Annotated in this window: 9 protein-coding genes and 1 other annotated feature; of the genes, 5 read left to right on the top strand and 4 right to left on the bottom strand. The window is 44.3% G+C overall.

All coding sequences use genetic code 11. From position 1 onward, the window contains the following. The first annotated feature begins 141 nt into the window (after positions 1–141). The 4 genes from hcp to OX890_RS16875 all read left to right on the top strand — a co-directional run bounded on the left by hcp (position 142) and on the right by OX890_RS16875 (position 4965). Positions 142–1806, top strand: coding sequence for a hydroxylamine reductase (gene hcp, locus OX890_RS16890; RefSeq protein WP_126492486.1), 1665 nt, complete (start codon positions 142–144; stop codon positions 1804–1806). Between the two features lie 130 nt (positions 1807–1936). After that, positions 1937–3115 (top strand): hybrid-cluster NAD(P)-dependent oxidoreductase, encoded by a 1179-nt coding sequence (locus OX890_RS16885; protein WP_126492485.1) that lies wholly within the window; start codon positions 1937–1939, stop codon positions 3113–3115. 166 nt (positions 3116–3281) lie between these two features. Continuing rightward, positions 3282–3617 (top strand): hypothetical protein, encoded by a 336-nt coding sequence (locus OX890_RS16880; RefSeq protein ID WP_006080796.1) that lies wholly within the window; start codon positions 3282–3284, stop codon positions 3615–3617. A gap of 43 nt (positions 3618–3660) precedes the next feature. Continuing rightward, positions 3661–4965 carry a cation:proton antiporter gene (locus OX890_RS16875; RefSeq protein ID WP_071939190.1) on the top strand — a complete coding sequence of 435 codons (1305 nt, stop codon included), beginning with the start codon at positions 3661–3663 and terminating at the stop codon, positions 4963–4965. Positions 4966–5130: 165 nt separating this feature from the next. Here the strand turns inward: OX890_RS16875 and OX890_RS16870 are convergent, their stop codons facing one another. After that, the gene (locus OX890_RS16870; protein WP_126492484.1) at positions 5131–7125 is read right to left on the bottom strand and encodes a chorismate mutase; all 1995 of its coding nucleotides are present in this window, start codon (positions 7123–7125) and stop codon (positions 5131–5133) included. 41 nt (positions 7126–7166) lie between these two features. Then, positions 7167–7283, bottom strand: a sequence feature (Phe leader region). Between the two features lie 1664 nt (positions 7284–8947). Further along, positions 8948–9304 carry a ribosome hibernation-promoting factor, HPF/YfiA family gene (gene hpf / locus OX890_RS16865; RefSeq protein ID WP_006080799.1) on the bottom strand — a complete coding sequence of 119 codons (357 nt, stop codon included), beginning with the start codon at positions 9302–9304 and terminating at the stop codon, positions 8948–8950. A gap of 300 nt (positions 9305–9604) precedes the next feature. Here hpf and OX890_RS16860 point away from each other — a divergent pair, with 300 nt between their 5' ends. After that, complete coding sequence (locus OX890_RS16860; protein ID WP_006085081.1) at positions 9605–10297, top strand: cytochrome b/b6 domain-containing protein; 693 nt, start codon at positions 9605–9607, stop codon at positions 10295–10297. 75 nt (positions 10298–10372) lie between these two features. On the opposite strand, the gene OX890_RS16855 is transcribed toward OX890_RS16860, so the two are convergent. Beyond that, positions 10373–10822, bottom strand: coding sequence for a c-type cytochrome (locus OX890_RS16855; RefSeq protein ID WP_006080801.1), 450 nt, complete (start codon positions 10820–10822; stop codon positions 10373–10375). Between the two features lie 317 nt (positions 10823–11139). Continuing rightward, entirely contained in the window at positions 11140–14031 is a 2892-nt protein-coding gene (locus OX890_RS16850; protein WP_126492483.1) for a valine--tRNA ligase, read from the bottom strand. Positions 14032–14048: the final 17 nt, after the last annotated feature.

Below are 14048 nucleotides of genomic sequence, written 5' to 3'. Positions count from 1 at the left end.
CTTTATTAGCGATCACTTAAAGTGATCTTTCTCTAACATTTAGCATCTCATTCTAAAAATGACTGTCGCTTATGGTGTGTTTAGGTAGACTAGTTTTAAACATGCAAAAATAAAGCATGAATTTAAATTAGGAGTCTATCCATGTTCTGTATTCAGTGTGAGCAAACCATTCGTACACCCGCTGGCAATGGTTGTAGTTATTCCCAAGGTATGTGCGGCAAGTTGGCGGCAACGTCTGATCTGCAAGATTTGTTGATTTATATGCTGCAAGGCGTGTCTGTGTATGCGGTTAAAGCCCGCGAGCTGGGCATTATCGATGCTGAAATTGATAGTTTTGTGCCTAAAGCCTTTTTCGCGACCCTCACCAACGTAAATTTCGATGACGAGCGCATTATGGCCTATACCCAGCAGGCGGCTAATTATCGTGCTCAGTTAAAAGCTTCTTACGAAGCGGCTTGTGAACAAGCGGGCATTGCCGTTGAGCAAGTGCCGCAAGTCGCTCAGTTAGTGCTGGGGACCAGTAAGATTGAAATGCTCGCGCAGGCACCAATTGCACTGCTGAATAAAGATAAGCATGACGTTCATGAAGACATCATGGGGTTAAGACTATTGTGTTTATATGGCCTTAAGGGCGCGGCTGCTTATATGGAACATGCTCGCGTGTTGGGACAGACTGATGCCGATGTTGCTGGGCGCTTCCATGAAATCATGTCTTTCTTAGGTGAGCCGAGTGTCGATGGCGATAAACTATTTACCACTGCGATGGATATTGGTCAGTTGAACTACCGCATAATGGCCATGCTGGATGCGGGTGAAACTCAGGCCTTTGGTCATCCAGAGCCAACAGTTGTAAATACTAAGTCCGTTAAGGGCAAGGCAATTTTAGTCTCTGGTCATGATATGAAGGATTTAGAGCTTATCCTTGAGCAGACAGTCGGTAAGGGCATTAATGTGTTTACCCACGGCGAAATGTTGCCCGCACTGGCGTATCCTGCCTTTAAAAAATACCCGCATCTTGTCGGAAATTACGGCAGTGCTTGGCAGAATCAGCAGCAAGAGTTTGCCAATTTCCCCGGTGCTGTGGTGATGACGTCCAACTGCATTATCGACCCCAATGTGGGCAGTTATAGCGATCGTATCTTTACCCGCAGCATTGTTGGTTGGCCTGGGGTGGTGCATATCGAAGGCGATGATTTCTCGGCTGTGATTGATAAGGCGTTGGCACTAGAAGGCTTTATCTATGATGAAATCCCCCACACTATCACTATTGGTTTTGCCCGCAATGCCTTGATGGCGGCTGCGCCAGCAGTGGTTGAAAATGTAAAAAGTGGCGCGATTAAACACTTCTTCCTCGTCGGCGGCTGCGATGGTGACAAGGCCGACAGAAGCTACTTTACTGAACTTGCGAAATCGACGCCTAAGGATTCATTAATTTTGACCTTAGGCTGCGGCAAGTACAAATTCAATAAACTCGAATTTGGTGACATTAACGGTATCCCACGTTTGCTTGATGTGGGCCAGTGTAACGATGCCTATTCTGCGATTCAGTTAGCGATTGCATTAGCTGAAGTATTCGAATGCGATATCAATGAATTACCTTTGAGTTTAGTGCTTTCTTGGTTCGAACAAAAAGCCATTGTGGTGTTGCTGACGTTGTTATCACTCGGCGTGAAAAATATTCGCACAGGCCCGACGCCGCCTGCATTCTTAACCGCTAATCTCGCTAAAATTTTGGAAGAAAAGTTTGGCTTACGCAATACCACCACTGTTGAGGCTGATTTAAAGACCATGTTGAACGTGGCGTAAATCAGTCGGTGCTCATTGCTGAAATCAGCTGAAAATAGCGATTTAAATCAGTAATTAGTCGTTGTTTAACTGCGGTTTTCTTTCGGTTTTGCCGAGGGTTAAACCGCAGTGTGTTGCAGGTAAAAATGCTATGAATGCGATAAATTTGAGTGTGATGACAGAGGCAATATCAGCTTTGCCCCATAAACCTGAGAGTGTTAGTCCATTGGTGCACGCCGAGCCAGCGCGAAACGGACCAGCGCTTAGCGAACTGGTGTGCGTCGAACGTTGGAATGAAACTATCGATGTGGTGAGTTTTCGTTTTCAGGCGGGCGAGCCGATGAAGTTTGACTATAAGCCCGGCCAGTTTATGACCTTTGTGCTCGACATTAACGGCGAGCAAGTATGCCGCAGTTATACCTTGTCCTCATCACCATCGAGACCCTATTCCTTGATGGTGACGATTAAGCGTGTGGCGGGTGGACTGGTGTCTAATTATCTTATTGATCACTTGCTGCCAGGCCAGCGTGTGCGCGTACTGCAACCGACGGGGCAATTTAATTTAATTGATATCCCTGCGGCGAAATACTTGTTTTTGAGTGCCGGTTGCGGCATTACGCCCATGTATTCGATGTCACGTTATCTAACTGACACTCAAATTGATGCCGATATTGCCTTTGTGCACAGCACGCGCTCAGACGCCGATATTATCTTTAAATCATCATTGGAGACGATGGCAAACCGCTTTAACGCATTCAAACTCAGCTATGCGCTGGAGTCTGCGACCGAATCACTTTTATTCTCTCCAAAGATAAGCTTTGATATAGGGCGATTAACTGCGCAGATGCTGCAAACCTTAGTGCCTGATGTTACTGAGCGAACGGTTTATCTCTGCGGACCTGAGCCTTATATGCAGGCAGTAAAAGTGTTATTGGCCGAACTCAATTTTGATATGAGTCAGTTGCACCATGAGAGTTTTGCCACCGCGGAGAAAGCCGCACGTCATCAGCTAATGCAAGCAAATTCACCTACTGAAACGCATGATAATCCACAAGCAGAGGCTTTTACCTTGCCTATTTTTAACTTAGCTATTGGCGATCGCAGCACAAAGCTAGCACAAGGGCAGAGTTTACTTGAGGGAATCGAGTCTGAAGGATTACCGATTATTGCTGCCTGTCGTTCGGGCGTGTGCGGTGCTTGTAAATGCCAAGTCTTGGAGGGAGAAACCACATCAACGAGTGTGATGACACTGAGTCCTGCGGAAATTGACGCGGGTTTTGTACTGGCGTGCTCTACAACGCTAACATCCGATGTGACACTTAAACTCTAGCGCGCTGATTAATTAGTGACAGTTACACAGGGCTTATCAGGCTTATTCTTAAATGGATGGAAATATTTCTAATCCTTAGTTGCGCTTATCTCAGTGAGAACGTAAGGTTAATGACAAGGGCGTATGATGTTTGCGCCCAGTCCATTAGTCTGGCTGGAGTCTCTCAATGACAATGACAACCACTTATGCCGCAAAAATTGAAGACCGTTCTCTGGGGCATTTGTTGTACGCCTTGATGTCGGGCTTTCCCTTATTATTACTTCCCGTGCTGCTAAGTTTGTTCATTAATGTTTCCCAACGTCAATCCCATGGTAATCCATTATTGGCGTCGCATTTGCGTTGGCAACGGCATTCTAATGTCGCCTTTCTTGGCTTGTTAGTGCTCGGCTATTGCGTGCCGTTAACTTGGCTCAGTCTTTCGATTTATCTCTTTGGGATCATTTGGTTTTGCCACAGGATCATTAAAGGGTGGTTAAGTCTATTGGATGGTTTAGAAATCTAAACTTGTGCTAGAGTCTCTAAATTGATGATTTTTAGAGGCTCTTATGTCCAGTTACCAAATTCTGTGTATCCTCTGCGCCTTGGCGCTAGTCACTTCAGTTGTCTCTTCACGCGTCCATAAACTGCAGGAAACTGTGGCCATTACGGCTATCGCCCTAGGCATGAGTTTGTTATTACTCCTAGGGGGAAAGGCCTTAGGCGGGCATGTCTATCTGTATTTTGTCTCAGGCTTAGAGAAGCTCGATTTTCAAGCCTTGCTGCTCAATGGCATGTTAGGTTTTTTACTCTTTGCCGGCGCATTGCAGATCCGTTTAAAAATACTGAGGCATCAGAAGTGGGAGATTTTAATCCTCGCCTTTGTCAGCACTTTATTATCGACCTTTATCATAGGAGGACTGTTATTTTGGGTCGCGCCTATGTTGGGTCTACCGCTACAACTCAGCCACTGCTTGCTGTTTGGCGCCTTGATTTCACCAACCGACCCCATCGCCGTTTTGGCTATTTTAAAGAAAATGGGCGCACCGGAAGATATTGCTATCCAAGTGGAAGGTGAATCTTTATTTAACGATGGCATAGGGTTAGTGATTTTTGTGGCGATATCGCAATTAGCCTTCTCTACTGAACCGCTGACGTTTATCCATATCTCTGAGTTATTTATTCGTGAGGCGTTAGGCGGGGTTATTTATGGTGGCGTTCTTGGTTTTCTGCTGCATCATTTTTTCCGCTATTGCGAGGAAGAAACGCAATTGATGTTGGTCACTTTGCTGATCCCAACCGCGGGATATGTGATGGCTGAAGTGTTTGGGGTTTCTGGGCCTTTAGCTATGGTGAGTGCAGGTATCATCATAGGTAATTTCAGTGTGCCTAAGTTTTTTGCCCGCCACGAGCGAGTGAAACTACTGACATTTTGGTCGCTGATTGAATCTTTCTTCAATGCATTACTTTTCCTACTACTCGGCTTACTGCTTTTGTTAGTCACTTTTAAAGCGCCATTGTGGTGGTTTATGTTTGTGGCTATTCCATTGGTGTTATTGGCGCGTGCCGTGAGTGTGTTATTGCCTTATCTGGGCTTTAGGTTGTTTAAGTCTTACAACCCCTATGCAGAGACGATTCTGATTTGGGGTGGTTTAAGGGGAGGATTAGCACTCGCGATGGCGATGAGTTTACCTGAGGGGATTGTCATAGATGCCATTGGTGGTGTGGAGCTGAGGGAATTATTGTTAGTGATGACCTATGCCGTCGTCGTATTTTCGATTCTAGTGCAGGGCTCTACTATGACAGGGCTTATCCGCAGGAGTAATGCGGTTACCGAACCATCGAGGGCTGTCGGCTCTTCTGAAAATGCATAAAGGATGACTGGGCAGCGATAGTAAACAATATTAAGCCTGTTAGTCATCACGCTGACTTGCAGGCTTATTTCAGTCAATCAGGGATAAAAGAAGTCTCATTTATCCCTGAATACACTTCGAACTAACCACAATTCAGTTAAGATTAAATCACTCAAGATAAAAGCGTTAGTCCGCTCGATATAATTCCCGCACCACAGCGCTAATTAAATTAAGCGACTCATGGTCATCACTGCTATCGAGTGGGCAATTGAGTATCAATCCATCCACTTTAAGCTGCTTAATACCTTGGGTTTGAACCAGTAGGGCATCATCTGATACGGCATAGCTAGGGTTGATCAAAATGGGCAAATGACTCGTGGCTTTAATCTGGATCAGGCTCGTTAAATCGAGTGAGGGTAGATTGGCGTTATTTAAGGTTCTAATGCCAGAGTCACACAGGATCAGTTGCTGATTACCTTGGCTTAAGATCACTTCTGTTGCCGTGAGTAATTCTTCAAAACTTGCCATATCGTTACGTTCAAGTATCAAAGGTATTGGCAACGTACCCGCTTGAGTGAGTAAGGTTTGATTAAACATCTGCTTACCCGCTAGAAACAGCATATCGGCGTGCTGAACGGCTAATGGCATATCGGCTTCTTGCTCTATGGCAATAATGCACACTAGACCATATTGATGCAGGATTTGGCGCAGTTTAGCGAGGGTCACTTCCGCCATAGCCATTTGATTAACAGCATTAAGTAGAACCGCTTGGAATCCCGCTTCTTTAAGCTGTTTCACTTGCTGCTCGAAAGCCGATAACGCTAAGTGTGAAATATCATTATTCAGCGTGATTTGCGCTATGGCACCGACATGCCCGGCACCGATTGTCATTGCACCGCAGTTGATCTCACTAGCTTGCTCTTTATAGGCTTTGCTATATCGAACAGGGCTGGTATTTGCTCCATTCTCGCTGATGACTTGATCCTTAGAGGTGCTAGGTTCAATCAGTAACTGGCTGTTGCTTAGCTGCGTGGGCTTGACTGTTTCACAAGGATAACAGCCTAATACTTTGATAAAACGGGTGATCCGCTCGAGTTGCTTTAAACCCGCCTGCATAGATTCACTGGAGATATTCGCGTCGATATCTAAATAGAACATCTCTTCCCAAGGTGTTCCTGGAATCGGGCGTGACTCTAATTTACTCATGTTTAACTGATGCGCTTTCAGAACCAGCAGAGCTTCCACTAAAGCACCGGCTTTTTGGCCCGTCGCCATGATCAACGTGGTCTTAGCGGGTAACTGCTCTGGCACGGCAACGGCTTTACGGGCAACAACGATAAAGCGGCTTTGGTTGATCTTCTGATTCGCTAAGCCCGCTTCTATCGACTCTAGTTGATAGAGTGCACCACCTTCGGCGCTACCAATCGCTGCTGCGCTGTTATCTGGGCTTTGATTCACCTTGTCCATCGCTTCTGCGCTGCTTGAGCAGTACTCCAGTCTCAAGTCTTTGTGCTGACTTAAATATCTGCTGCATTGGCTAATAGGCTGAGGGTGGGCATAGACAGTTTTGATGTCAGCTAATTTACTGCCAGCTTTGCCTAGTAGGCAATGGCTGACTTCAATCGTCGTTTCACCAACGATCGATAGACTGGTGTGCTGCAGTACATCGTAGACTTCGTTGATTGAACCCGAGGAAGTGTTCTCAATCGGCAGGAAACCATAATCAGCATGCCCAGACTCAACGGCTTGCACTATTTCATCGAAACTTTGGCAACCTAGGTCCAGCATTTCAACTTGGCGGCGTTGGCAATAACGGGTCGCTGCAAGATAAGAGTAAGAGCCTCGTGCACCGAGGTAGGCGATACAATACTGCTGTTTTTGTGTTTCTGGATTGGCACGGCCGTGAAGGTAAGCTTGTTGATTCAATACTGAATCTTCAATGATGCTCTGATAAAGGGAAATAACATAGTGGGCATCTAATCCCTTTTCTCTGCCTTCTTTCACCAGTCTAGCGAGCAGTTCTTTCTCCCTTTGAGTATCTCTGATGGGTCTGACATCCACTTCTTTGCTACGGGCCACTTCTAGACTTAAGCGACGGCGCTCAGCGAGTAATGCCAGCAGTTCATTATCCAGATTGGTGATCTGCTCTCGGGTTTGATTTAAAGGCTGTGGTGTATGCATTCTGACCTCAATTGCCGTCATGTATTTTATCAATCGTTTAAGACAAAAAAGCCTCCCAGTTGGGAGGCTTTGGATTTTTACTTTCGTTTTTACACAGTAAATCCGCCTCCTAGAGTGGGGGTGTAAAAAAGAAAGTAAAAAAAGCTGCTGTTATCATTTTCATGGGCTTAAAACTAAAGGGCTAGGGCTTAGCTGTCAATCAAAACTTTCTCATAAACGACCTAAAAAGAAAGCGCACCCAAGGGTGCGCTGGTTTGAGTATGAATATATGGTCAAGCGAGTTTATCCTCCTTATGGTCAGTGTGGGACAAGGTAAAACACTCGTTTATCTTACATTTACGTGTAACAGTAAAACGTTAACAACTAACTAGATAACGACTTGCATTTACAATGAACATTAACAAGTACTTTATGCGGCATAGCGTATAACATTGAAACTATGCTGTTTGAGTACCAGCGAACTTACGTTGACATGTCTTGCACTTATATTTTAACAATTAACACTTACATGGATCTATAACATTAAAAACTAAAACTAACAAAACGAACATTTAAAATAAACGATTTACGGCTCATTAGTTGTACTAGGTACATATTGCTGTAAAAACAGCTTAGCCTTGTCATGCGTTTAGGTCTTGCTACTTACGTTATTACTTTTTACTTTAAAACCTAACGTGTTAATACATGGAGCGTATAACAAACTCTCATTTACTGTTATTACATTTTTCGTCAAGTCTAGATGCCCTCCTTTTTAGTTGATAATTAAACATTATTTAAGGTGTCTATAAAATATCAAAACTCAACTAACGGTAAAAGTTAACACATTACATGAATAAATATTTATACGATTTACAGTCTTTACTATACAAATAACACTAAGTAAGCTAATAACTTTTAATAAAACCAACGTATTGCACTTGCATTAAACACTTACATTAAATCTCACGCTAAAAACGCTAACTTACATATCAGTCATATCAGTGTAAATATGACTCACTTCAAATCACTAATCTACATCTAACTAAATGTGACAGTTGTTACCTCATTTATCTCAGTGTTTAGCACGAATTGGTGCCGACCCGTTTTACAATAAGCACTTTTGGTAATGTAGCTTATGTTAATATGACTTTTGTTTATTTTTACCTGGGCCTCCATTGTGGATATAAAAAATTGGATAGTTAAAGGTTTCGCTAATGTACTCGTTTGTACTCGTTGCGCTGTACTCGGCTCCTTATGTTAACTCTGGTGTTCAGCAATGCCGCCTGTTTCTGGTGGTCATCCTGTTATTCGGTCAAAATTGAGCACTACTTTTAGTGAATGCCAACATACTTGATTGTAACTAATATCAACAATATCAATATTATCAAATTGTTCGCTTTGCGTTGCCTCCTTTCCTAACTCACTATTGAAAGTGGAACCTAGTTGAAAGTATAACGTTGAGCTTTTGAACGTGGAAATTATAAGTAAAATTAATCATTAACAGTAAATCTTAGAACTTAAAACCCTTAGTACTTAAAACGATATAGCTTAGATTGGTCGTTCTCCTTAGTTATATCCAGTAACGTTATTTATAACTTAATATCTGTTAACCAATATATGTAAATCAAAATTTAAAGTAAATCAACATTTGAAACGATTTAAATTCGCACCACTTCGATTCTTGCTGTCACTTTGTAAAGTGTAGTAGGTATTTAGTCAAACGAACTGTTTTTTTCATCATTAAAATGATTGCACTAAGCTTTTGTAAAAACTGTGATCTGATTAAATATTTCTACTTTATTGCTCTCAAAGTGATGCGTTTCTCGCACTCACTAAACTTAAATTATGCCGCATCTTCCTCCTCGTACTCGTCGTCAACTTCAACAATATTATTAGTCGGTGTTAATGATGTGGAACGTTGTGCTTCCGGTTTGTGTGTTATGCGATTGAGCTGCTTCTCTAATTTTTGGCCCATAGCGTTAATCGCAGTATATAAATTTTCATGTTTTGCTTGAGCGAAGAGTTCTCCATTTGGGATGCCAACCGATGCTTCAATTTTGAAACCAGGTTTCTCCTCCGTAATGATTACATGGGGATTTATCATTTGCACATCATGCCTTGAAAGTTTTTCGAAACGGCTTTCAATACGTTCGCGAATAGGAGATGTGACTTCAAGTTGCTTGCTAGTAATCTTTAGCATATTTCGAACCTTCTGTTGTTTCCTTGGATTTCAGATTACCAAGGTCTGCACTATAAAACGAGATCTAGATCACATTTTTTGTGCCAGTTAGTTACTGTTCGTTGGATATTTGATCACTTAGACAAATATCAATAATTCCTGGCCAAAAAGCCTTGTATTGCCTGCTAAATCGAGTCATATTCGATGGGATAACTCCGCAGTCTTTGCCCTTATTTACTTATATTTACTTTAAGTTTCATCCCAAATCCCGATAAAATACCTCAACTTATTTCATTCGTTCACTTTGAGTTTGCCCATTTTATGAATATTGAACACGTTAAGATTAAGGTCTGGGATTTACCCACGCGAATTTTCCATTGGGGCATGGTGTGTCTGTTGGCACTTTTATGGTGGAGTGCTGACGCTGGCGAAATGCAGTGGCATCAAATTTTTGCTTATAGTTTGCTGATCCTCATTGGATTTAGGATCCTTTGGGGGATCATTGGTAGCGATACGGCAAGGTTTAGCCACTTTGTTCATCACCCTAAGGTTGTGCTCGACTACTTGAAAGCAATCAAAACCAAGGGAATGTCCGTTGTGCTGGGGCACAATCCTATTGGTGGCTACATGGTTGTCGCACTGATTGGGATCATTAGCCTGCAATTAGTCACAGGCCTTTTTGCGACCGATGATATTTTTACCGAAGGTCCGCTCTATAGCTATGTCAGTTCAGATACCAGTGAATTTTTGACTTGGCTACATAAGATGAACTTTAACCTTATCCTAGCGCTGAGTGCCATTCATGTACTGGCAGTGGTTATCCATGCCATCAAGGGCGATAAGTTAGTTGGTGCTATGCTGAGTGGCTACAAGAAGGTCTCTAAGGTGGCACTGTCATCAAGCGTGAATCGTGATCTTACATTCAAGTCAGAGTGGCTTGCCTTAGTGCTGCTGGCTGTATTAGCGGCTGTGGTCTTTGTGTATTTAATGTGGCCGATAGTGCAAGTGCTATAGTTTTACGCTGAGTGTTTGAGTAACAAAAAGCCTGCTAATTAGCAGGCTTTTTGATGGACGAAAAACTAAATAGAACTAGTCTTTCTTATAAACGTCGTGACAACCTTTACAGCTTTTTCCTGTATTCATAAAGGCTTGCTTGATTTCAGCTTGATCACCTTTTTGAGCAACAGTAGCAAGAATGGCGGCATTCTCTTGGAAAGTTTTCATTTTTGCATCGAAATCAGCTCTGTCCTGCCAAACTTTGGCTAAGGCTTCAGTGTCGCCTTTGTCTGAGCCATCAATAAAACCTTCGAAAGGAATTTTTGATAATGCAGCAACATTCGTTGCGCGCATTGCGAAGGTTTCCGCTTCGAAAGGTTTTTTGCCTTTCATCATGGCAGCCATATCGCCGAAGTTATAAGCAATAAGACCAAATGCAGATTGGCGGTATTCAATCGCATCTTTAGAATCTTCGAAATTGTGTGCCTGTGCAGCTGAAGCCAATAGAGTACTGGCAACGAGAGTAAGTAGTAATTTTTTCATCGTATTCTCACAAATTAGCGTCGAAGTGTGACATTGCGCTTCTATTGTACACAAATTAACTTGATGTACTAGAAGCATTTTTGTCAGTTTTTGTTTGGATAAGATGACTAAACGTAACAAGTTATTTGTATGTGGGCTGATGTTGGTTTAATGAGCAACGACTGTTCTGGAACGGTTTTTTTTTATTATGTAAGTCAGTTGTAGTTTAAACCCTTCTAATTTTGTAATGAGTCATAGATACAAGAAGGGCAGCCTAGTGGTTGCCCTTCATTCAGTTAGAACCAATTATAACAAGTGAATCAGAGTAAATGAGAAGCTTAAGCTTCTAACTTAGCGAACTCTGATTTTTGTTCGTTGAGCTTGTCCATGTCACGCTTGAGATCGGTCATCTTAGCGCGCTCTTTGTCGATAACCTCGGCTGGAGCTTTTGCCACAAAACCTTGGTTCGACAATTTGCCTTCGATGCGAGCGATCTCTTGGCCGAGTTTTTCAAGCTGCTTGTCGATACGGGCCATTTCGGCGGCGACATCGATTAAGCCTGCCATTGGGATCAACAGCTCCATCTCGCCAATCAAACCTGTGGTCGACATAGGCGCAGTTTCGCCATCGGCTAAAATGGTCATGCTTTCTAAGCGGGCAAGTGTGGTGAAGAAGGTTTGGTTGGCTTCAACACGGGCTTTATCCTGCGCGCTAACACCACGAAGTAGGGCATTTAGCGGCTTAGATGGGGCAATGTTCAGTTCGGCGCGGATGTTACGCACCGCGACAATTACTTGCTTAACCCATTCTAAATCGGCCATTGCTGCGCTATCGACTTTTGCTGCATCAAATGTTGGGAACGGTGCCAGCATGATGGTATCACCAGCGACACCAGCTAACGGTTTAACGCGCTGCCAGATGGTTTCAGTGATATACGGCATCATAGGGTGCATCAGGCGTTGCATCGCTTCGAGCACTGTCACTAAGGTGTGACGGGTGCCGCGCATTTGCGCTTCGCTGCCATTTTGCAATACCGGTTTAGTTAATTCTAAGTACCAGTCACAGAACTGGTTCCAAGTGAACTCATACAGGGTATTGGCTGCTAAGTCGAAACGGTAGGCTGTCATGTGATCGTCAAAGGTCTTAACGGTTTGATTGAACAAGCCAATAATCCAGCGATCGGCCAACGACAGTTCCAGCGCTTTATTACTAGATTGGCCGCCTTTGTGCTCTGGTGAGCCTGGGCCGCAATCTTGATCTTCTGTGTTCATCAGCACGTAGCGTGAGGCGTTCCATAACTTGTTACAGAAGCTACGGTAACCGTCTAAGCGCTTCATGTCCCAGTTGATGTCACGACCCGTTGATGCCATTGCCGCAAGCGTAAAGCGCAGTGCATCTGTGCCGTGGGCTTCGATACCGTCGGCAAATTCTTTGCGAGTGCTCTTTTCAATCTTGGCGGCCAGTTGTGGCTGCATCATGTTGCCGGTACGTTTTTCAACTAAATCTTCAAGTCCGATACCGTCGATCATGTCTAATGGATCGAGTACGTTACCCTTAGATTTTGACATCTTGTTACCCGCTTCATCGCGGATAAGGCCAGTCACGTAGACAGTTTTGAACGGGACTTGTGGCTTGCCGTCTTCATCTTTGATGAAGTGCATGGTCATCATGATCATACGGGCAACCCAGAAGAAGATGATGTCAAAGCCTGTCACCAACACGTCGGTTGGGTGGAAGGTTTTTAAATCTTCTAAATTGTCAGGCCAACCTAAGGTTGAGAACGTCCACAGGGCTGAGCTGAACCAAGTGTCCAGTACGTCTTCGTCTTGGCGCAGTGTTATTGAGTCAGCGATATTGTGCTTAGCACGCACTTCAGCTTCGTTGCGGCCGACATAAACTTTACCGTTTTCGTCGTACCATGCAGGGATGCGGTGACCCCACCACAATTGACGCGAAATACACCAGTCTTGAATGTCACGCATCCACGAGAAGTACATGTTCTCGTATTGCTGCGGCACAAATTTAATGCTGCCATTTTCAACGGCTTCGATAGCGGTTTTCGCCATTGGCGCAACAGCGACATACCATTGGTCGGTCAGCATTGGCTCGATAACCACACCTGAGCGATCGCCGTAAGGCACTTTCAAGGCATGAGGTGCGATTTTTTCGAGCAGACCTAAGGTGTCAAATTCGGCGACGATAGCATCGCGCGCTTTAAAACGGTCAAGTCCGGCAAAACGTTCAGGCAGGCTGCCATCGAGCGTTTTGTTAAAGGTACCGTCAGAATTCACCACTTCGGCACTTGCACGAATGGCGGCATCTAAGGTCAGTACGTTGAACATTGGCAGGTTGTGACGTTTACCGACTTCATAGTCGTTAAAGTCATGGGCAGGGGTGATCTTCACACACCCTGTACCAAAGGCCATGTCGACGTAATCGTCGGCCACGATAGGAATGCGGCGGTTAACAATCGGCAACAGAATAAACTTACCGACTAGCGCTTGATAGCGTTCATCATCGGGATGCACTGCAACCGCACTGTCGCCGAGCATGGTTTCTGGACGCGTGGTAGCGACTTCTAAATAGTCTTTACCATCGGCAGTCAGTTCACCGTCGGCCAGTGGATAACGCAGGTGCCACATGTGGCCCTGTTTTTCTTTGCTTTCAACTTCTAAATCAGAGATAGCCGTGTGCAGCTTTGGATCCCAGTTGACCAAACGTTTACCGCGATAAATCAACTCGTCTTCGTACAGACGTACAAACACTTCTTGCACTGCCTTAGATAAGCCTTCGTCCATAGTGAAACGCTCGCGGTCCCAATCAACAGAAGCGCCCATACGACGTAGCTGCTTAGTGATAGTGCCGCCCGATTGCGCTTTCCATTCCCACACTTTATCCATAAAGGCATCGCGACCTAGGTCATGGCGATTTTTGCCTTCTTCGGCTTCAAGCTTACGCTCAACCAACATTTGGGTGGCGATACCCGCATGGTCAGTACCGACTTGCCATAGGGTATTTTTGCCTTTCATCCGTTGGTAACGGGTTAAGGTATCCATAATGGTGTCTTGGAAGGCGTGGCCCATGTGCAAGCTGCCCGTCACGTTTGGTGGCGGGATCATGATGCAATAATTGCCTTGGGATTCATCACCGTGTGGCTTGAAGTAACCTTGCTCTTCCCAGTTTTGGTAAAGCGTTTGCTCGATGGACTGCGGATCGTATGTTTTTTCCATGGGAACGTGTCTGTCTC

The organism is Shewanella sp. DAU305, assembly GCF_026802235.1.
Lineage (GTDB): Bacteria > Pseudomonadota > Gammaproteobacteria > Enterobacterales > Shewanellaceae > Shewanella > Shewanella baltica.
Note: the sequence above shows the minus strand (reverse complement) of the source record. Positions and strands in the feature narration are given on the sequence as shown.